The sequence below is a fragment of the Streptomyces sp. V3I8 genome (genome assembly GCF_030817535.1).
Taxonomy (GTDB): Bacteria; Actinomycetota; Actinomycetes; order Streptomycetales; family Streptomycetaceae; genus Streptomyces.
Map to the genome: position 1 here is coordinate 8190318 of NZ_JAUSZL010000002.1, position 19060 is coordinate 8209377.

General features: G+C 72.4%; 19 protein-coding genes. 11 read left to right on the plus strand and 8 right to left on the minus strand.

Translation table 11 applies throughout. The annotated features are described in order from the left end of the window. Positions 1-57 precede the first annotated feature (57 nt). Positions 58-345, minus strand: coding sequence for a DUF4190 domain-containing protein (locus QFZ75_RS36195; RefSeq protein WP_307543659.1), 288 nt, complete (start codon positions 343-345; stop codon positions 58-60). A gap of 4 nt (positions 346-349) precedes the next feature. Next, the gene (locus QFZ75_RS36200; protein WP_307543660.1) at positions 350-514 is read right to left on the minus strand and encodes a hypothetical protein; all 165 of its coding nucleotides are present in this window, start codon (positions 512-514) and stop codon (positions 350-352) included. Positions 515-761: 247 nt separating this feature from the next. Between QFZ75_RS36200 and QFZ75_RS36205 the strand changes: the two genes are divergently transcribed. From QFZ75_RS36205 to QFZ75_RS36215, 3 genes are all read left to right on the plus strand, one after another. Continuing rightward, positions 762-2063 carry an acetyl-CoA carboxylase biotin carboxylase subunit family protein gene (locus QFZ75_RS36205; protein ID WP_307543661.1) on the plus strand — a complete coding sequence of 434 codons (1302 nt, stop codon included), beginning with the start codon at positions 762-764 and terminating at the stop codon, positions 2061-2063. Between the two features lie 67 nt (positions 2064-2130). Beyond that, a complete protein-coding gene (locus QFZ75_RS36210) occupies positions 2131-4194 on the plus strand; it encodes a CocE/NonD family hydrolase (RefSeq protein ID WP_307543662.1) in 2064 nt (687 codons plus the stop codon). 219 nt (positions 4195-4413) lie between these two features. Then, positions 4414-4806, plus strand: coding sequence for a DUF3662 domain-containing protein (locus QFZ75_RS36215; RefSeq protein ID WP_307543663.1), 393 nt, complete (start codon positions 4414-4416; stop codon positions 4804-4806). A gap of 76 nt (positions 4807-4882) precedes the next feature. Here the strand turns inward: QFZ75_RS36215 and QFZ75_RS36220 are convergent, their stop codons facing one another. Beyond that, positions 4883-5362 carry a DUF5709 domain-containing protein gene (locus tag QFZ75_RS36220; RefSeq protein WP_307543664.1) on the minus strand — a complete coding sequence of 160 codons (480 nt, stop codon included), beginning with the start codon at positions 5360-5362 and terminating at the stop codon, positions 4883-4885. A 282-nt stretch (positions 5363-5644) separates the two neighbouring features. Here QFZ75_RS36220 and QFZ75_RS36225 point away from each other — a divergent pair, with 282 nt between their 5' ends. After that, positions 5645-7009 (plus strand): PI-PLC domain-containing protein, encoded by a 1365-nt coding sequence (locus tag QFZ75_RS36225; protein WP_307543665.1) that lies wholly within the window; start codon positions 5645-5647, stop codon positions 7007-7009. Positions 7010-7073: 64 nt separating this feature from the next. Here the strand turns inward: QFZ75_RS36225 and QFZ75_RS36230 are convergent, their stop codons facing one another. Further along, on the minus strand, positions 7074-7784 hold the full coding sequence (locus QFZ75_RS36230) for a dienelactone hydrolase family protein (RefSeq protein WP_307543666.1): 711 nt from the start codon (positions 7782-7784) through the stop codon (positions 7074-7076). Positions 7785-7949: 165 nt separating this feature from the next. On the opposite strand from QFZ75_RS36230, the gene QFZ75_RS36235 reads away from it, so the two are divergent. Beyond that, positions 7950-8366 (plus strand): VOC family protein, encoded by a 417-nt coding sequence (locus QFZ75_RS36235; protein WP_307543667.1) that lies wholly within the window; start codon positions 7950-7952, stop codon positions 8364-8366. Positions 8367-8423: 57 nt separating this feature from the next. Beyond that, positions 8424-9488 (plus strand): adenosine deaminase, encoded by a 1065-nt coding sequence (locus QFZ75_RS36240; RefSeq protein WP_307543668.1) that lies wholly within the window; start codon positions 8424-8426, stop codon positions 9486-9488. Here the strand turns inward: QFZ75_RS36240 and QFZ75_RS36245 are convergent. Then, positions 9476-10402 carry a LysR family transcriptional regulator gene (locus QFZ75_RS36245; RefSeq protein ID WP_307543669.1) on the minus strand — a complete coding sequence of 309 codons (927 nt, stop codon included), beginning with the start codon at positions 10400-10402 and terminating at the stop codon, positions 9476-9478. The two genes, QFZ75_RS36240 and QFZ75_RS36245, sit on opposite strands and share 13 nt — an antisense overlap. A 113-nt stretch (positions 10403-10515) precedes the next feature. On the opposite strand from QFZ75_RS36245, the gene mgrA reads away from it, so the two are divergent. Next, entirely contained in the window at positions 10516-11517 is a 1002-nt protein-coding gene (gene mgrA / locus QFZ75_RS36250; RefSeq protein ID WP_307543670.1) for an L-glyceraldehyde 3-phosphate reductase, read from the plus strand. A 115-nt stretch (positions 11518-11632) separates the two neighbouring features. Here the strand turns inward: mgrA and QFZ75_RS36255 are convergent, their stop codons facing one another. Then, positions 11633-12088 carry a hypothetical protein gene (locus QFZ75_RS36255; RefSeq protein ID WP_307543671.1) on the minus strand — a complete coding sequence of 152 codons (456 nt, stop codon included), beginning with the start codon at positions 12086-12088 and terminating at the stop codon, positions 11633-11635. Positions 12089-12434: 346 nt separating this feature from the next. Between QFZ75_RS36255 and QFZ75_RS36260 the strand changes: the two genes are divergently transcribed. The 4 genes from QFZ75_RS36260 (at position 12435) to QFZ75_RS36275 (ending at position 16977) form a co-directional block, all read left to right on the plus strand. Beyond that, complete coding sequence (locus tag QFZ75_RS36260) at positions 12435-12845, plus strand: hypothetical protein (RefSeq protein WP_307543672.1); 411 nt, start codon at positions 12435-12437, stop codon at positions 12843-12845. A gap of 86 nt (positions 12846-12931) precedes the next feature. Then, positions 12932-15274 (plus strand): FHA domain-containing protein, encoded by a 2343-nt coding sequence (locus QFZ75_RS36265; RefSeq protein WP_307543673.1) that lies wholly within the window; start codon positions 12932-12934, stop codon positions 15272-15274. Positions 15275-15286: 12 nt separating this feature from the next. Next, positions 15287-16027, plus strand: coding sequence for a hypothetical protein (locus tag QFZ75_RS36270; RefSeq protein WP_307543675.1), 741 nt, complete (start codon positions 15287-15289; stop codon positions 16025-16027). Next, positions 16024-16977, plus strand: a complete 954-nt coding sequence (locus QFZ75_RS36275; protein ID WP_307543676.1) for a serine/threonine-protein kinase — start codon at positions 16024-16026, stop codon at positions 16975-16977. The genes QFZ75_RS36270 and QFZ75_RS36275 overlap by 4 nt, the downstream gene beginning before the upstream one ends. 75 nt (positions 16978-17052) lie before the next feature. On the opposite strand, the gene QFZ75_RS36280 is transcribed toward QFZ75_RS36275, so the two are convergent. Then, positions 17053-17706 (minus strand): class I SAM-dependent methyltransferase, encoded by a 654-nt coding sequence (locus tag QFZ75_RS36280; RefSeq protein WP_307543677.1) that lies wholly within the window; start codon positions 17704-17706, stop codon positions 17053-17055. Between the two features lie 30 nt (positions 17707-17736). Then, a complete protein-coding gene (locus QFZ75_RS36285; RefSeq protein ID WP_307543678.1) occupies positions 17737-19014 on the minus strand; it encodes a streptophobe family protein in 1278 nt (425 codons plus the stop codon). Between the last annotated feature and the right edge of the window lie 46 nt (positions 19015-19060).

Sequence of the window (19060 nt, forward strand, 5' to 3'; positions counted from 1 at the left end):
AAGGTATGCCCCTGTGTGACCGCATATGCCCATTGATCGCGGAATGGCGGCCGTGGTTCAGCCGAGGATGCTCCACGAGGTGGTGCCGTTCACCGCCATGAGGACCACCAGCAGCACGATGTCCGCGATGCCGAGCCACAGCCCGAGCAGCGCCCTGAAGCGGCGGGGCGTGTTCCGGCGCAGGGCCATGGTGGCCAGGACGATGGCGACGGGGCCGAGGACGAAGTTGAGGACGAGGAGTCCGACGAGGCCGAGGACGAAGGAGGCGACCGCCATCCCCTCGGTGTCCCGCCGGCCGGTCTGCCGCCTGCCGGTCTCTCGCGAGGAGGACTCTGTCAGTCGCATCACGTCACGCCTTTCGGGGTCGGCCGTGCCTGCGGCGCTCGCGGACGGCGAACACGGTCAGCCACGCGGCGATGGCCGCGCCGGCCACGAGAACCACGGGCCAGGGGAGATAGGCGGCCGATCCGATGAGGACGGCCAGCAGGAGGAAGGCCACGACGAGGATGAGCACGTCCGCTCCCGTTCGCGCGAAGACATGGGCAAAGGGGTCCTGGGCAACGCGTTCGAACACCGTTGCAAGAACATGCGCACACGGGTGTCCCCCAGGACCGGGATCACACCTGCGAACACCCGGATCGCCGGCAGGAGATTGGCGCCGCAGCTCAGGGGTACCCCCACGAGCTTGCGCGGTGATCCGCGACAAGGTGATCCACGACGACCGGAACGAGCGGTCGTCCGAACGAACGGGAAGGTGACCGGTGCCGCAGGAGAACACGACGGAAGTGCGGAACGTCTTCGTGCTGGGACTCGACGACGCCAACCTGCCGACGCTGGACGCGGCGGCGCAGGCCAGGTCGCTGAAGTACCACCGCTTGTTGACCATCGGGGAACTGCAGAGCGGAGAGGTGTCCGTCCCGGACCTCGTCGACAGGGCGCGAGGCGTGCTGGACGCCTTCGACGGAAGCATCGACGCGATCGTCGGCTACTGGGACTTCCCCGTGAGCACGCTCGTGCCGATCCTCGCCGAGCGCTACGGGACCCGGAGCACCAGCCTGGAGTCGGTGGTCAAGTGCGAGCACAAGTACTGGAGCCGGCTGGAGCAGCAGAAGGTCACCGACCGGCATCCGCGGTTCGGCCGGGTCGACCTGGACGCCGACGATCCGCAGCCGCCCGAGGACGTGTCGTTCCCGATGTGGCTCAAGCCGGCCCTCTCGTACTCCTCCGAACTCGCCTTCGGGGTCAAGGACATGGACGAGTTCCGTGACGCCGTCCGGCAGATACGCGCCGGGCTCTCCCGGGTCGGCCGGCCCTTCGAGTACATCCTCGACCAGCTCGAACTGCCGCCCGAGATGGACGGGGTCGGCGCCCAGGTCTGCCTCGCCGAAGAGGCCATGACGGGCCTGCAGGTCGCCGTGGAGGGATACGTCCAGCAGGGCGAGGTGACCGTCTACGGCGTCCTGGACTCCATCAACTACCCCGGCACCGCCAGCTTCCAGCGCCACCAGTACCCCTCGACGCTGCCGCCGCAGGTGATCGCCCAGCTGCACGACGTCACCGGGCGCGTCATGCGGCGGATCGGCTTCGACTCCGCCACCTTCAGCGTGGAGTACTTCTACGACCCGAAGACCCAGGAGATCAGCCTGCTGGAGATCAACCCCCGGCACTCCCAGTCCCACGCCGAACTCTTCGAGTACGTCGACGGCGTGCCCAACCACCACGCCATGCTCGGCCTCGCCCTCGGTGACGATCCGGCCATGCCGCGGCGCAAGGGCCCGTACGCGCTGGCCGCGAAGTGGTACTACCGCTGGTTCACCGACGGGGTGGTGCGCGACGTGCCCTCGCCCGACGACCTCGCCCGCATCGAACGGGAGACCGACGGCGTGCGGGTGGACGTCACCACCGAGGAGGGGCAGGTCCTCTCCGACCTGTCCCAGCAGGACAGCTACAGCTACGAGCTGGCGCACATCTTCACCGGCGGGAACAGCGAGGACGAGCTGCGCGCGAAGTACGACCGCTGCGTGGCCGCACTGGGCCTCGCCTTCGACGACAGCCCCCGGTGACGCGACCGTACGACCGGTAACGCGACCGTACGATCCGAGACCGTACGACCAAGGAGCAAGTCCGCCCATGCGTCACGTGAGCAACCTGCCGTACGCGACCAGGGAGGAGGAGGACGTCCGTGTCCCGATGCCCGACGGCATCCAGCTGTCGGCCCGCGTGTGGCGCCCCACCTCCTCGGAGAACGAACCCGTGCCCGCGGTGCTGGAGTACATCCCCTACCGCAAACGCGACCTCACCTCGGTGCGCGACTCCGTGCACCACCCCTACATCGCCGGCCACGGCTACGCCTGCGTGCGCGTCGACCTGCGCGGCACCGGCGACTCGGAGGGCGTGCTGCGGGACGAGTACCTGGAACAGGAACAGGCCGACGCGGAAGCGGTCCTCGCCTGGCTGGCCGACCAGCCCTGGTGCGACGGCAACACCGGGATGATGGGCCTGTCCTGGGGGGCCTTCGCCGCCCTCCAGGTGGCCGCGCGGCAGCCGCCGAGCCTGCGCGCCGTCGTCATCGCCTCCTTCACCGACGACCGGCACGCCGACGACATGCACTACATGGGCGGCGCCATGCTGTCCGACAACCTCGCCGAGGCGGGCACCATGTTCGCCTACGCCACCTGCCCGCCCGACCCGGCCGTGGTCGGCGACCGCTGGCGCGAGATGTGGCACGAACGCCTGGAGAACACCGGGCCCTGGGTCCTTCCCTGGCTGCGCCACCAGCGTCGCGACGACTACTGGCGGCACGCCTCCGTCTCCGAGGACTACACGGCCGTGAAGTGCCCCGTCCTCGCCTCCAGCGGCTGGGCGGACGGCTACTCCAACGCCGTGACCCGGCTGCTCGGCCACCTGGACGTGCCCCGCAAGGGACTGATCGGGCCCTGGTCGCACAAGTTCCCCCACCTGGGGGAGCCCGGCCCCGCCATCGGCTACCTCCAGGAAGTGGTGCGGTGGTGGGACCACTGGCTCAAGGGCGTCGACAACGGCGTCATGGACGGCCCCATGCTGCGTACCTGGATGCAGGACAGCGTGCCCCCCTCCACCTCGTACGAGGAACGCCCCGGCCGCTGGGTCGCGGAACCCACCTGGCCGTCCCCGCACATCCGTCCCGTCACCCACCCGCTGACCCGGCACCGCATCGGCGCCCCGGTCGAGCGGACCGGTGCCGGAACGCAGGGCGCCGAAGCCGGGGCGGCCGGCCCGGGCGCCGCCATGACGGTCCGTTCACCCCTGTCCGTCGGCCAGTTCGCCGGCAAGTGGGCCTCCTACAACGCGCCCCCGGACCTGCCGTACGACCAGCGCGAGGAGGACGGCGGCTCCCTCGTCTTCGAGACCGGGCCGCTGACCGAGCGCCTGGAGATCCTCGGCTCGCCGACCGTGGAGCTCGACCTCTCGGCCGACCGGCCGGTCGCCATGGTGGCCGCGCGCCTGTCCGACGTGAGCCCGGACGGCGCGGCCACCCGCGTCACCTACGGCCTGCTCAACCTCACCCGGCGGGAGAGCACCGAGGACCCCGAGCCGCTGGAGCCGGGCACGCGCTACCGCGCGACCGTCCGGCTCAACGGCGTGGCCCAGGCGTTCCCGCCCGGGCACCGGGTCCGCCTCTCCCTGTCCACGTCGTACTGGCCGCTCGCCTGGCCGCCCCCGGAACCGGCCCTGCTGAGCGTGTACGAGGGCACCAGCACCCTCACGCTCCCCGTCCGCCCGACGGACGCGCCGGACGAGATCGCGGCGGACCCGTTCGAGGAGCCCGAGGGCACGCCCCCGGTGGGCACCACCCGGCTCACCGCTCCCGAGCAGCGCTGGGAGGTGAAGCGCGACATGGTCGACTACCGCGCCCAGCTGGAGATCGTGAAGGACCAAGGGCTCGTCCGCTTCGACGAGATCGGCCTCGACGTCGGGCGCCGCGCCTACGAGCGCTACACCGCCGTCGCCGACGACTTCACCTCGGTCACCGGCGAGTCGGCCTGGACCATGCGCTTCCGGCGCGACGACTGGGACGTCCGCGTGGAGACGAGCACCCGGCTGAGCTGCGACGAGCGGGACTTCCGCGTCGACGCCACCCTGGACGGTTACGAGGGCGGGCGCCGGGTCTTCTCCCGCACCTGGAACGAGAAGGTGCCGCGGGACCTTCTGTAGGCCGTCCCGGGCCCTGCCGCGGAAGGGGACGGCAGGGCCCGGGGCCGCCCGGGACGCGTCGATCCGAGACTCCCGGGAACACGCTGTGAAGAGCGGAACACCACGACAGGAACGCGCGAGCGAGGAGCTGCCCGTCATGACCGTTTCCGAACACCATCACAGGGCCGGGACCACCGACCGGATGCCGCGGCGGCGGCAGGAGCGGGCGGAGGTGCTGTCGTGAGCGCGCTCACCGGTTTGGAACGGGCGATGGAGCGGTTCGGAGCGTCACTGCTCGCGCACGTCCGCCGCAAGGAACCGGTCGAACTGGTCGAGGCCCTGCGCAAGGAGTGCGACGACAACATCGTGGTGTGCAGCGAGAACCTGACGGTCGTCCCCAACGCGTACGACGTCGAACTGGCCGAGTTCGCCCACGAGGAACTCGAGCGCAACGGCCAGCGGATCGACCAGATCCTCACCGACCGGCTCCTGCGCCACGGCGAGAACATGGGCTACGCCTGGGCCGGCCCGCTCGCGGTGCACGTCACCAAGTCCCGTGAGGTCCCCAACGGCCGTTACCGGGTGTCGAGCCACGTCATGAAGAACGTGCGGGCCGCCGCGTTCCAGCACTGACCGCCGCCTTTCGGCACCCGCAGGCCGTCCTCCGAGGTACGAGGACGGCCTGCGGCGATCTCCATGAGTTCCCGTGCTACGGCCGCGGGGGCAGCTCCTCCTCGGGTACGACATGGATCGCGGCCTCTTCCGCGCCCGCCGCTCCGCCGTCGATGCCGATGTCCGACGCGACGGCCTCCTTCGTCGTGTCCGCGTGCGCGCCCTCGTCCGGCGCCACCAGGCGGCCCGCGCGCTCGTCACCGGCCTCGGGGTCGAGCGGTTCGCCCTCGCCGCCGGGCAGGTCGCCGATGCCGTCGCCGGCGGGCACCTCCACGTCGGGGACCTCCTGGCCCAGCCGTTCGTCGAGGCTCTCGCCCTCGTGCTGCTCGGCCGCCGTGACACCGGTCTTGTCGACGCCGAGCGGCTTCTCGGGCGGCGAGTAGCCCTCGTCGAGCATGTCGTCGTACGTCCGTTCGTCCACCGCGTCCTGGAGATCCAGCGGGGAGGCGTCCTCCTGCTCCTCGTTGGTCCCGGTGGGCTGGTAGGCGTCGTCCGCCATGCTGCTCTCGTCGGTCATGTTCAGCCTCCTGGCGGTGATCGTTCTCGTGCGCCCCGTAGAAGTACCGCGGTGCCCGGCATCCGGCCCGTGAAACACCGGAGCGGCCGGTGACCCGGGCCACGGGCCACCGGGACGGCCGGAAAACCGGCCGCCGCCCACCAGGTGCAACCCCCGCGACGGCCACCGGTCGGCTCGCGCTATTGACCGGTACATACCAACCCGATTGAGTGTCCCGCGCAGACCCCCCACTTCCACGGCGCCGAGTACGGCGCCGCCGCGCTGCCGAAGGGACCCCGACCCATGCGAGGACACCGCTCCCTACTCGCCCTCACCGCCGCCGGAGCGGCACTGACCACCGCCCTGGCCGCTCCCGCCCGTGCCGCCGGGGTGCCGGCCGAGGGAGTCTTCTACGTACAGAGCGCCGTCACCGGTCTGAACGCCGCCGACAGCGGGGGAGCGGTCCTGCAGCGCAACCCCAGGGGCAACGAGGACCGCCAGCAGTGGAGGCTCCGGGCCACCGGCACGTCGTACGTCCTGGAGAGCACCGACACGGCGGGCAGCTGCCTGGGCCGGTCGGGCGCCCAGGCGAGGACCGCGGCCTGTACGGCCGCCGACGCCGCCTGGGAGATCACGCCGACGGGCACCGACCGCTACCGGCTCAAGGCGCCCGGCGCCGAGCAGTACCTGACCCTCGGCGCGAAGGCGTCCGGCGCCAACTACCCCGCGCAGCTGGCCGTGGGCGCGGCGGGCGACGCCGCGGCCTGGTACCTGACCCCGGTGGCCTCCCCGACCTCCCCGATGCCGTCCGCAGACCGGCGCACGCTGGACCAGGTCACGTTCCTCACCTCGCACAACGCCTACGCGAACGGTGTCGACGGCGGTTTCGCACCGCCCTTCGTGAACCTCGTCCCGAACCAGAGCCGCGGCATCGACCAGCAGCTCGCCGACGGCGTACGCGGCTTCATGCTGGACATCCACCAGACCTCGGACGGCGCGATCCTCTGCCACAACAGCTGCACCCTCGTCAGCAGACCGGTGGCCCTGAACGTGGACCTCCGGCGCATGGTCGACTTCCTGCGGCGGAACCCGGACGAGTTCGTCACCGTGTTCCTGGAGGACTACGTCGATCCGGCTGTCCTGCGCGCTGAACTGGCCCGGGTGAACGGCCTGTCCGACGTCCTCTACCGCCCCGACCAGGCCGGTGTGCGCACCAACGGCTGGCCGAGGATGGCGGACCTGATCGCGGCCGACGACCGCCTGCTCCTCTTCAGCGACCACAGCCGCTCCGCCGACCAGTCCGCCGGGCTCACGCGGGACAGCTTCGGCGTCATGTACCAGCGCGAGTGGACCGTGGAGAACTACTGGTCCATGGGCTCGGGCGTCGGCGGCTCCGACTGGTCCTGCTACAGCCGCTGGTACGACGCCGGCACCAACGTCCCCCTCACCACGACGGCGCCGCCGTTGCGCCCGCTCTTCGTGATGAACCACTTCCGTGACGCGGCGATCACCTCGACCGCCGGCACCGACAACACCAAACTCGCCGACCGGGCCCAGCGGTTCTGCCAGCCCGCGGCCCGCAAGAAGCCCAACTTCCTCGCGGTGGACCACTACGACCTGGGGAACCCGGCCTCGGCGGTGGCGACGCTCAACACGTACACGTACTGAAGCGTGCGGCTGCCCCCGGCGCGGCCGGGGGCAGCCGCACACGGACTGTGCGAGGGGGGTGCGCTCAGCCCAGCTGCGCGTGCAGGAATGCGACCGTGCTCTGCCAGGCCCGGGCCGACGACTCGGGGTCGTGGACCTCCGGACGGCCGTCGTTGAAGAAGGCGTGGTCGGCCGGGTAGACACGGAAGTCCGGGGTGATGCCGGACTGCTCGCGGATGGTCTCGCCGAGCGGGGCGAGGGAGTCGACGGGGATGGACTCGTCCCGCTCGCCGTAGTGGCCGAGGATCTGGGCCTTCAGGCCGGTGAAGTCGGGGGCCTCGCCCTGGATGACCCCGTAGAACGGGACGGCGGCGCGCACGCGCGGGTCGGTGGCCGCCTGGTGGAGGACGAAGCCGCCGCCCATGCAGAAGCCGACCGAGCCGACGGACCCGGACGTGACCTCGGGCATCGCCAGCAGGTGGTCGACGGCGCCGGACAGCAGCTCCACCCCGCGGGCCACGGGCAGCTCCTGCATCATCCGCAGCGCCTCGGAGCTCTCGTGGGCGACGTTGCCGCCGTAGAGGTCCGGGGCCAGCGCGACGAAGCCCTCCTTCGCCAGGCGCTCGGTGACGTCCGCGATGTGGTCGGTCAGCCCCCACCACTCCTGGATCACGATGACGCCGGGCCCTCGCCCGGCCGGTGGCAGGGCCAGGTAACCGTGCGCGGTGGTGCCGCCGCTCGGGAAGGTGACGTTCTGGTGGGCGGGTGCCCCGGTCGACCTGGGCGTCTCGGACATGGTGGGTCTCTCCTGTCGCTCGATCTTGCCTCCAGCATGCCGGAACCGGACGCGGCGGGGGCGGGCGGCCCCGGTTCCGGCCGATTCCCGCGCAGGGATGCCGTATCCTCGCGTGTTACGTATAACCCGTACCGCCGCGCACCACGAACGCTGGGAGAGGCCCCGATGCGACGCGTAGCCCTGGTCACCCTCGTCGTCGACGACTACGACGACGCCGTCCGCTTCTACACCGGGGCACTCGGATTCCGGCTCGTCGAGGACACCCCGCGCCCCGACGGCTCCCGCTGGGTCGTCGTGGAGCCGGACGCCGGTGGACACGGCACCGGGCTCCTGCTGGCCCGTGCCAAGGACGAGGCGCAGCGCGGCCGGGTCGGCGACCAGACGGGCGGCCGGGTCGGCTTCTTCCTGCACACCGACGACTTCGCCCGCGACCACGCCCGGATGAGCGCGGCGGGCGTGACCTTCCTGGAGGAGCCGCGGCACGAGACGTACGGCTCGGTCGCCGTCTTCCAGGACCTGTACGGGAACAGATGGGACCTGCTGCAGCCCGCCGTCGACCCCGCCGCCGACAGGCCCCGGTAGCCCACCGCTCCCCACCCGCCCGATCCACAGCCCAGCCGATCTGCCGAGGAACACCGCATGACCGCGTCCCGTATCGACACCGACACCATCCGCCGGCTCCCCAAGGCCGTCCTGCACGACCACCTCGACGGCGGTCTGCGTCCCGCCACGCTCGTCGAGCTCGCCGGCGGGATCGGCCACACCCTCCCCGCCACCGACCCGGACGCGCTCGCCGCCTGGTACTACGAGGCGGCCAACTCCGGCGACCTGGTCCGCTACATCGCCACCTTCGAGCACACCCTCGCCGTCATGCAGACCCGCGAGGGCCTGCTGCGGACCGCCGAGGAGTACGTCCTCGACCTCGCCGCGGACGGCGTCGTCTACGGCGAGGTCCGCTACGCCCCCGAGCTGATGCTGAACGGCGGGCTCACCCTGCCCGAGGTCGTCGAGACCGTGCAGGAGGGCCTGGCCGCCGGCATGGCGAAGGCCGCCGCGGCCGGCACGCCCGTCCGGGTCGGCACGCTGCTGTGCGGGATGCGGATGTTCGACCGCGGCCGTGAGATCGCCGACCTGGTCGTGGCGTTCCGGGACGCGGGTGTCGTCGGCTTCGACATAGCCGGCGCCGAGGACGGCTTCCCGCCCGCCGACCACCTCGCCGCCTTCGAGCACCTGCGCGTGGAGAACGTCCCGTTCACCATCCACGCTGGCGAGGCCCACGGCCTGCCCAGCATCCACCAGGCCCTCCAGGTCTGCGGCGCCCAGCGCATCGGCCACGGCGTCCGGATCACCGACGACATCGTGGACGGCAAGCTCGGCCGCCTCGCCGAGTGGGTACGCGACCGGCGGATCGCGCTGGAGATGTGTCCCACCTCCAACCTCCAGACGGGCGCGGCCACGTCGATCGCCGAACACCCCATCACCCGCCTGCGCGAGCTGGGCTTCCGCGTCACCCTCAACACCGACAACCGCCTCGTCTCCGGCACGACGATGACCCGCGAGATGTCCCTGCTGGTCGACGAGGCGGGCTGGACCCTCGACGACCTGCGCACGGTCACGGTCAACGCGCTGAAGAGCGCGTTCCTCCCCTTCGACGAGCGCAACGCCCTGATCAGGGACGTGGTCCTGCCGGGTTACGCGTCCTGAGCGGACGCGCTCGGATCCGGACGCGCGCCGCCGTCCAGCTCCTGCGTCTCGAGCAGGGACATGAAGGCCCGCGCCGCCGGACTCGTCGCCTCCGGGGCCGGGAGCATCGCGACGGTCTCGTACGGCGTCTCGGTGTCGGCCTTGAGCGGGAAGGCGGGCAGGGCCGGCCGTTTCCGGGCGAAGTGGCGCGGTACGACGGCGATGCCGAGGCCTTCCTCGACGAGGTCGAGGAGGCTGTGCACGTCGTTCACCTCCAGCGCGACCGTGCGGTGCACCCCCGCCGCCGCGAAGGCCGCGTCGGTGGTGCGGCGCGGTCCCCAGTCGGGGTGGAAGTCGACGAAGGCCTCGCCGCCCAGCTCGTACGGCGTGACGGGGCCGCCGCCCGCCAGCCGGTGCGAGGGATGGCACAGGACGGTCATCGGCTCGCGGGTCAGGGGCAGGCAGCGCAGCTGCTCCGTGTCGGCGCGGGTCGTCACCGCGAACGCCAGGTCCAGGCGGCCCGCGGCGACGTCCTCGGCGAGTGCGCCCGAACCGGCCTGCCGCAGCCGGATCTCCACGTCCGGGTGCTGCCGGCGGAATCCGGCGAGCAGCGGGGCCACGTGCACGCCGGCGATGCACTGTTCGGTGCCCAGCGAGAGCGTGCCGCGCAGCACGCCCTGCACGGCGGCCACCGCGTCGTGGGCCGCCCGGACCTGCGCCAGGATCCGCTCCGCCTCGGTCAGCAGGGCCCGCCCCGCCTCGGTGAGCGTGACCCGGCGGGTGGTGCGGACGAAGAGCGGGGCGCGCAGTTCGCGCTCCAGCGCCCGGATGGAGGCCGACAGACCGGACTGCGACACCATCAGGCGTTCCGCCGCCCGGGTGAAGTGCTGGTCCTCGGCGACCGCGACGAAGTGCTGGAGGTGGCGCAATTCCATGATTGAGAAGCGTATCCGCTGAATCCCATCCGATTCTCCTGTTGGACCGCTGTCCACCGGGCAGGCGAGAGTGGACACCGGTTCACTCCGTACCGACCCCTCTGGAGAACGCGTTGTACACCGCACACACCGACCGTTACGCGGACATGCCCTACCGGCGCACCGGACGCAGCGGTCTGAAGCTGCCCGCCTTCTCCCTGGGCCTGTGGCACAACTTCGGCCCCGACCGGCCGGTGGACACCCAGCGGGCGATCCTGCGGCGCGCGTTCGACCTGGGCGTCACCCACTTCGACCTGGCCAACAACTACGGGCCCCCGCCCGGCGCCGCCGAGTCGGCCCTCGGTGAGGCGCTGAAGGCGGACTTCGCCCCGTACCGCGACGAGCTGGTGATCTCCACCAAGGCGGGTTACCTGATGTGGCCGGGCCCGTACGGGGAATGGGGCTCCCGCAAGTACGTGCTGTCGTCGCTCGACCAGAGCCTGAACCGTATGGGCCTCGACTACGTCGACATCTTCTACTCGCACCGCCCCGACCCGGAGACTCCCCTGGAGGAGACGATGGGCGCCCTGCACTCGGCTGTCCAGCAGGGCAAGGCGCTGTACGTCGGTGTCTCCAACTACTCGCCCGAGCAGACCCGTGAGGCCGCCCGGATCCTGGGCGAGCTGGGCACCCCGCTCCTCATCCACCAGCCGCGCTACTCGATGCTCGACCGGCGCCCCGAGGAGGAGGGGCTCCTGGACGCGCTCGACGAGCTGAAGATCGGGTCCATCGCCTACTCGCCGCTGGAGCAGGGCCTGCTCACGGGCCGCTACCTGGACGGGATCCCGGAGGGTTCGCGGGCCGCGAGCGACAGCCCCTTCCTCAGCAGGGACAAGGTGACCGAGGAACTCGTCGCCGACCTGCGCGCCCTGAACGACCTCGCGGGCTCCCGCGGCCAGTCGCTGGCCCAGATGGCCCTGGCCTGGGTGCTGCGCGGCGGCCGGGTCACCTCCGCGCTGATCGGCGCGAGCAGCCCGCAGCAGCTGGAGGACAGCGTGGCGGCCAAGGACAACCTGGAGTTCTCCCAGGACGAGCTGACCCGGATCGACGAGATCGTGAAGGGCTCGGCCGCCTAGGGCGCTCCGGCCCGGCGAGGCCCGTACGAGCTCGGCGCAGGCCCCGCCCGGTGTGACACCGGGCGAGGCCTGCGCGCGTGTCCGGTGCGGACGGACCGGTCTCACCCCGCCGCCCTCAGCCCGCCGCCCTCACCGCGCTGCGCACCCGGCCGGCGCGCAGATATCCGTAGGACGCGTGGTTGTTCGGTGAGCGGTTGCCGACCGGGACGCCGGCGATCACCCTGGTCGGCGCCCGGAAGTCATCGGCGAGCGTGGTGTCCAGCGTGACGAACAGCGGGACCGGCCTCCCCGTGAAACGCGGCTCGCTCAGCACGTCGTACGCGACCACCGTGCCGAGGCTGTGGCCGATCACCACCACGGGCCCGCCGACGGAGTCGAGCGCGGTGCGCAACCGCTCCCGGATCGCCTCCTTCGCTCCGGTGAAGAAATAGCGGTTGGCGTCCGGGATGAGCCGTTCGAGCAGGTGCCGCAGCAGGAAGCGGCGCAGCGGTCCGGGCAGGGACAGCAGCTCGGTGGCGACCGCGGCGGCCAGGGCGGTGGGCCCGGCCGGCGCCCCGGCCCGGGTGGCCATCGGGCCGCGGTGATCACGGCCGCGATCGCCTCGTGCCCGCGGACAGGGGAGATCAGCCTCCGTCGAGGTCGTACGTACGGGTCGGGGGCCGGATCGGAACCTCTCGCCGATCCGGTACCGCACCCCTGCCGCGCGCCGCCGGGGCCGTCGATCACCCAGCGGCAAGGGGCTGCGCATATGCCAAGAGACTGGCCGGAAACACATGGTGACACTGTGTCAGGAGTGGTGATACTCGAAGGTCAGGACCCATCGCAGAGGGACAGCGGAACAGCGCCACACGCACGGCAGAACGAGCCGCGGGAGAGAGAGGCCGACAGGCGGACAGCACATGCGAGGGGGAGCGATCGTGCACGACGAATTCCTGTGCCACGTCACCGCGTACGGAGTCTGCGGCGGAATGTGGGTCGGTGTACCGCTCGGCACCTATCGGGCGCCCACGCTGGCCCTGGCCATGTGGTGGCTGCGCGACCGGGCGTCCTGGATCGCCGAACGCCTGGATCCGGACCCCGGCGCCCCGTACTTCCCGCCGAACTCGATGGCCCCCGTCGCCGGCACCTCCCCCGACGTGCCCGTCGTGCTGCGCACCTGGTGCGGCGACCTCGCGCAACAGGAGTCGGCCGCCGAGGAGCTGGCCGCCGGGCACCTGCTGCGCCTGGTCACCGGAGACGAGACCACCGAGTACGAACTGCTTGCGGAGTCGGTCGACGCCCTGCGGATGCAGCGGACCCTGCCCCTCCGGTCCGTCCCGGCCGCCTGACCCCCCGGATCCCGGTCGGTACGGGTGCCGCCGCCGGCCCGTACGCGCGACAGGCGCACATGTGGACGAATCGCTAGAATTCAGGCATGGGAGAGCGGTCCGCGGCGCCCGAACTCGTCCTCGACACGGGGACGGGCAGCACGCTGATGACCCCCGACCACACCTATCTCGTCGGCCGGGACCCGCTCTGCGACATCGTCATCGAGGACGCCCGGGTCTCCTGGCACCACGCGGTCCTGCGGCCGGGTCCCGACCACTGGACGCTGGAGGACGACAGCAGCACGAACGGCACGTACGCCGACGGCCGCCGCGTCCACGCGTGGGACGTCGGACCCGGCAGCGTCATCCGCTTCGGCGCCCCCGCCGACGGCCCGTACGCCGTTCTCGCCGACCGGCCCCCGCCCGCTCCCGAGCGGCCCTCGGCGGTTTCCGTACCGGCTGCGACCGGCACCTTCCGGCAGCCCACCAGCGTGCGCCCGCTGCCCGGCCGCACCGTGCGCATCGGCCGCGGCGACGACAACGACCTCGTCGTCGACGACCTGAGCGTCTCCCGGCTCCACGCGGAGCTGCGCGCGCTGCCGGACGGGACGTACGAGATCGCCGACCTCGGCAGCCACAACGGCACCTATCTCAACGGCCGGCCCGTCACCCGCGCGCGCATCGACGGCGGCGACATCGTCGGCATCGGCCACTCGGCGTTCTGCCTGGTGGGCGACCAGCTCCAGGAGTACGTCGACACCGGCGAGGTCTCCCTCGACGTGCAGGACCTCGTCGTCACCGTCGACAAGGGCCGCAGGACACTCCTCGACCGCGTCTCCTTTCCGGTCGGCGAGAAGTGCCTGCTGGCCGTCGTCGGACCCAGCGGCGCCGGGAAGTCCACCCTGCTCAACGCCCTCACCGGGCAGCGCCCCGCCGATCACGGCACGGTCCTCTACGACGGCCGCGACCTGTACCGCGACTACGCCGAACTGCGGCACCGCATCGGCCTCGTACCGCAGGACGACATCCTGCACGCCCAGCTCACCGTGCGGCGCGCCCTCGCCTACGCCGCCGAGCTGCGCTTCCCGCAGGACACCGCGAAGGCCGAGCGCACGGCCCGCGTCGACGAGGTCATCCGCGAGCTGGGCCTCGAACAGCGCGCCAACCAGTCCATCCACAGCCTCTCCGGCGGCCAGCGTAAACGCGTCAGCGTGGCCCTCGAACTGCTCACCAAGCCCTCGCTGCTCTTCCTCGACGAGCCGACCTCCGGACTCGACCCCGGCATGGACCGGTCCGTGATGCACATGCTGCGCGACCTGGCCGACGACGGGCGGACCGTCGTCGTGGTCACGCACAGCGTGCTCAGCCTCGATGTCTGCGACCGGCTGCTGGTGCTCGCGGCCGGCGGCAGGGTCGCCTACTACGGGCCGCCCGGGGAGGCGCTCGCCTTCTTCGGCCACGAGGAGTGGCCGGAGGCGTTCGAGGCGTTCGAACGGGACCGCGACCGGGACTGGGCCGGCGACTACCGCGCCTCGCCCCAGCACCGGCGGTACATCGTCGACTCCTCCGCCCAGCCGCGCCTGCCCCGGGCCGGGGGCGACCCCGGTCCCGGCGCGGTGGCGCGGCCTCCCGAGCCGCAGAGCCGCAGCTCGCAGCTCGGCACACTCGTGCGCCGGTACGCGGCCGTGCTCGGCGCCGACCGGACGTTCCTCGCCATCATGGTCGCCCTGCCCTTCGTGATGGGCGCGATGGCCCGCGCGCTGGCGGGCGGCGCACTCACGCGGGAGACGGCGATGAACGCGCTGCTCATCCTCTGCGTCGGCGCGGTCCTGACCGGCGCGGCCAACGCCGTGCGCGAACTCGTCAAGGAACGCGTGATCTACCGGCGCGAGCGGGCCGTCGGCCTGTCCGGATCGGCGTACCTGATGTCCAAGGTCGTCGTCCTCGGTACGGTCACCGTGCTCCAGGCCGTCGTGCTGACCCTCGTGGCGCTGCTCGGCGTCGACCTGAACGCGCCCGGCGGGGAGGGAGCCGTCATGCCGCCACTCGCCGAGATCACGGCGGCCGTCGCGCTGCTCGCCTTCACCGCGATGATGCTGGGGCTGCTCGTCTCCGCGCTGGTACGCAAGGAGGAGGTCACGATGCCGCTGCTCGTCCTCCTCGCCATCGTCCAGGTGGTGTTCTGCGGCGCGCTGCTGAAACTTGACGGCGTTCCCGGCGTCGGGCAGCTGTCCTGGCTGGTGCCGTCGCGGTGGGCGCTCGGCGCGATGGCCGGCACGGTCGGGCTGGCCCGGCTCGTGCCGGGCGACCTGACGGCGGACCCGCTGTTCCGGCACTCGCCCGGTGTGTGGCTGCTCAACATGGGCATGCTCGTCGTCCTCTCGGCCGTCTTCGGCTGGGCGGTGGCCCGGCTGCTCAGACGGCACGAACCCGACGTCATGCGGAAGTAGGGGACCGGCGCGATGACGACTCCCGGCTTCCGCCCCACCCATGTGGTCCCGCCGGACGGCATGCCCGCCCGCGACGCCCCCGACCCGGTCCGGCCCGTCACGCCGCTCGATCCGTTCCTGCCGGTCCGGCTCGTCGAGCGGCACGGCGACTGGGGGCACGTCCTGTGCGCCAACGGCTGGTCCGCGTGGGTCGACGGCCGGCTGCTGGTGGCCGTACCGCGGGAACCGCCCGCCGCCGGGCAGCCGCTCGCCCGTACCGCCGACCCGCGTCCGCTGCTCGCCCGGGCCGAGGAGGCGCTGGGCCGCTACCGGCGGGCCGTGGAGGACCTCGCGGCCGGACACCTCGACGGCGCGCAGTTCCACGCCCGGACGCGGGACCTGCGGGCCGGGATCGTCGTCGAGGGGGAGGCCATGTGGCTCTACGAGGCCGAGCACGAGCGGTGGGTGTACTGCGACGGGACACGTCTGTGCACATACGCGGCACCGGAACCGTCCGACGCCCCCAGCGCCCCCAGCATCCCCAGCACCTCCGACGCCCCCAGCACCCCCAGCACCTCTGGCTTCGAACCGCCCGGCACGGCGGGGCACGCGCCCACGCGGGTCGTGCCGGGCGCGGCGCCGGAACCGACGAGGACCGTGCCGGCCGCGGGGCCCGGGTTCACCGAGGCCGTCCCCGCCCCGGCGGCGAAGACACCCCGGGCCGGGGAGGAGACCGGGCACGCACCCACCCGGATCGTCGGCGGTGACGGGTGACGGCGGGCGACGCGGGCCCGCACCCGGGGCGGCCCTCCGATCTCGTCGGCGGCCAGGTCGCCGGCTACCGGATCGAGGCCGAGGTGGGCCGCGGGGGCATGGCCGTCGTCTACCGGGCCAAGGACCTGCGCCTCGACCGCACCGTCGCCCTGAAACTGCTCGCCCCGGAACTCGCCCGCAACGACACGTTCCGCAGACGGTTCACCTACGAGTCACGGGTGGCCGCCGCGATCGACCACCCGCACATCGTGCCGGTCTTCGAGGCGGGCGAGGCGGACGGTGTGCTCTACATCGCCATGCGGTACGTCGCCGGGCGCGACCTGCGCCACCTGCTGGACCGGGAGGGGCCACCGACCGTCACGGCGGCCGTCCGCATCGCCGTCCAGGTGGCCTCCGCGCTGGACGCCGCCCATGACCACGGGCTGGTCCACCGGGACGTCAAACCCGGCAACATCCTGGTCGCGGCGGGCACCGACAGCGACCACCCCGAGCACGTCTACCTCACCGACTTCGGGCTGACCAAGAAGTCGCTGTCCCTGACCGGGTTCACGACCGTCGGCCAGTTCGTCGGCACGCTCGACTACGTGGCGCCCGAGCAGATCTCCGGGCGTCCGGTGGACGGCCGCTGCGACGTCTACAGCCTCGCCTGCGTCGTGTACGAGACCCTGACCGGCCGGCCGCCGTTCCTACGGGACGACGACATGGCGTTGCTGTGGGCGCACCAGTACGACGTGCCGCCGGCGATCGGCGGGGAGCGGGGCGGTCCCGGCGGCGCCGTCGATGCCGTCCTGGCGAAGGCCCTCGCCAAGCGTCCTGACGACCGCTACGGGTCCTGTCTCGCGTTCGTGGGTGCCCTGCGGGCGGCTGTGACGGGTGGGTCCGGGCCGCCGGCGCCCCCGCCCGGACCGCCGGGATGGGCTCGGCCCGTGTTTCCCGGAGCGGTGGGATGAGGAGCCGTACGGGCCGGCTGCCGAGTGCCGGTTCGTCGTGGCCGGGCGCGCGGTTCTCCGCGCCCCGCCGGGCGCCTACGCGGGCGGCGCCTTGGCCAGGAGCACATGGGCGTGCGGGAAGGGGCGTTCGGACTCCAGCGGGGCCCGCACCAGGCGGGCCTTCTCGGCGAAGCCCAGGCCGGTCAGCAGCGTGGCCACATGGTCGGTGTTCCAGCGGTAGGCCAGGGCCACCTTGTGGTCGAAGGACTCGGCCGGCTCCGCGGGGTCGTCGTGGGCCTGGAACGCGAGCAGCAGATGACCGCCGGGCGCCAGTACACGGTGGAACTCCGCGAACACCTCCGGCAGCCGCTCCGGGGGAGTGTGGATGATCGAGTAGCGGGCCAGCACCCCGCCGAGACTGCCGTCCCCGATGTCCAGCGCGGTCATCGAGCCCACCTTGAACCGCAGGTCGGGACGTGCCGCGCGGGCGATCGCGATCATCTCCTCCGACAGGTCCACGCCGGACGCGTCCAGGCCCAGTGAGTGCAGCAACGAGGTCACATGGCCCGGACCGCAGCCCAGGTCGGCGACCGGACCGCCGCCGTCCGCCCGTACGAAGTCGGCGAACGCACCGAGCATCGCCCGGTCCAGGGGGAAGTCCGTCAGCCCGTTCGCGAAGAGCTCGGCGTAGCGGGCGGCCAGGGAGTCGTAGGCCGTTCGGGTGATGCGCAGGAAGTCCGGTTCGATCATGGGTGCGTACCGTAGTACGGGTCCCGGGCCTCAGGCCCCGGGTTTCCCCGACTCGCCGTGATGACGCGTCCGGGCGGCCAGGAGCGCGCCCAGGAAGCCGGCGACCAGGCCCCAGAGCAGGGCGAGGCCGAGGGCGCCCCACAGCCGCGGGCGCAGGAAGAGGTCGCCGGACAGACCCCCGCCGGCGTCCCCGATGCCGAACAGCGACAGACCGTAGTGCGCGTCGATCCGGCCGAGGAGACAGACGGCGAGCACGGTGAGCGCGAGCGCGACCGCCATGTGCAGGGCGTGCTGCCGGGCCCGCGTCCGGGCCGGTGAGCGGGACGCCATCAGGAACGCGACGGCGAGCAGCAGGACCGCGTTCACGACCACCAGCCACCACACCCTCCCGTCCTGCTCGGCGAGCGTGCGCAGGTTCAGGGCCGAGAGGTCGGGCGTACGCAGCACACGGTCCAGCACCTGCGGCATCGGCAGCCCGAAGGGCCCCTCGACACGGCCTTCCCAGGTCGCGCCCAGACCGATCGTGAAGACGGGCCAGACGAGGTTCGGCAGTCCGAGGAGGACGACGGCGAGCGTCTGCGCGGCATGACCCCGGGTGACGGCCACCACCAGGGCGATCACCACACCCAGGACGACGTACGCGAGCAGCAGCACGGCCATGGCGTACGCGGCCGGCCGCACCGATTCCTGGAACCGCAGGAGGCGGGGCGGGAGCGGCGCCCCGGGCGGGACGAGCAGCGCGAGGACGAACACTCCGAGCAGCCACAGCAGACCGAAGCCCAGTGTCACCGGCATGTCGGCCTCGAAGCCGACCCGCGGCGCCGAGGCACCGAACAGGTCACCGAGGTCGGCGAGCGTGCCTTCGCCCAGCGGGACCGCGAAGGTCCGGCGGGCCGCCGACGCGAGGGCCGTCAGGGCGAGCAGCCACAGGACGGCGATCCGGCCGGCCCAGCCCGCCAGTTCGGGCGCACCGGCGACGGCCCGGCGGCGCAGGGGCCGCAGGAAGCCGGCGGCGACGACCAGGGCTCCGGTCAGCGTCACCGAAAGGGGGACGACGGTGAGGGCCGCCCGGGTCTCGGCGATCGCCCCGGCGTCCCCCGTGAACCGCACGGAGCCGCCGACCGCCACCACCAGCGTCGCGACGACGACCCGGGGGAACGCCCCGCCGGGCAGGTCGGTGGCCCCGGCCGCCCACAGCCCGAGCGCGGCGACCGCGCACATGGCGATCACCCCGGCGAGGACCGTCGCCAGGGCCCGGGCCCAGCCGTGGCGGGCGACTGCCTGGTCAGACGCTGTCCGGAGGTTCACGCTGCCACGCTAGGCAGAGCGTCGGCAGCGCGCCCGCCGGGAGGGC

Bases quoted from the DNA above. Each gene is read 5' to 3' on its own strand.
- QFZ75_RS36195 (WP_307543659.1), bottom strand. From the start codon at position 345: ATGCGACTGACAGAGTCCTCCTCGCGAGAGACCGGCAGGCGGCAGACC.
- QFZ75_RS36210 (WP_307543662.1), top strand. From the start codon at position 2,131: ATGCGTCACGTGAGCAACCTGCCGTACGCGACCAGGGAGGAGGAGGAC.
- QFZ75_RS36220 (WP_307543664.1), bottom strand. From the start codon at position 5,362: ATGACCGACGAGAGCAGCATGGCGGACGACGCCTACCAGCCCACCGGG.
- QFZ75_RS36225 (WP_307543665.1), top strand. From the start codon at position 5,645: ATGCGAGGACACCGCTCCCTACTCGCCCTCACCGCCGCCGGAGCGGCA.
- QFZ75_RS36230 (WP_307543666.1), bottom strand. From the start codon at position 7,784: ATGTCCGAGACGCCCAGGTCGACCGGGGCACCCGCCCACCAGAACGTC.
- QFZ75_RS36235 (WP_307543667.1), top strand. From the start codon at position 7,950: ATGCGACGCGTAGCCCTGGTCACCCTCGTCGTCGACGACTACGACGAC.
- QFZ75_RS36240 (WP_307543668.1), top strand. From the start codon at position 8,424: ATGACCGCGTCCCGTATCGACACCGACACCATCCGCCGGCTCCCCAAG.
- QFZ75_RS36245 (WP_307543669.1), bottom strand. From the start codon at position 10,402: ATGGAATTGCGCCACCTCCAGCACTTCGTCGCGGTCGCCGAGGACCAG.
- QFZ75_RS36255 (WP_307543671.1), bottom strand. From the start codon at position 12,088: ATGGCCACCCGGGCCGGGGCGCCGGCCGGGCCCACCGCCCTGGCCGCC.
- QFZ75_RS36265 (WP_307543673.1), top strand. From the start codon at position 12,932: ATGGGAGAGCGGTCCGCGGCGCCCGAACTCGTCCTCGACACGGGGACG.
- QFZ75_RS36270 (WP_307543675.1), top strand. From the start codon at position 15,287: ATGACGACTCCCGGCTTCCGCCCCACCCATGTGGTCCCGCCGGACGGC.
- QFZ75_RS36280 (WP_307543677.1), bottom strand. From the start codon at position 17,706: ATGATCGAACCGGACTTCCTGCGCATCACCCGAACGGCCTACGACTCC.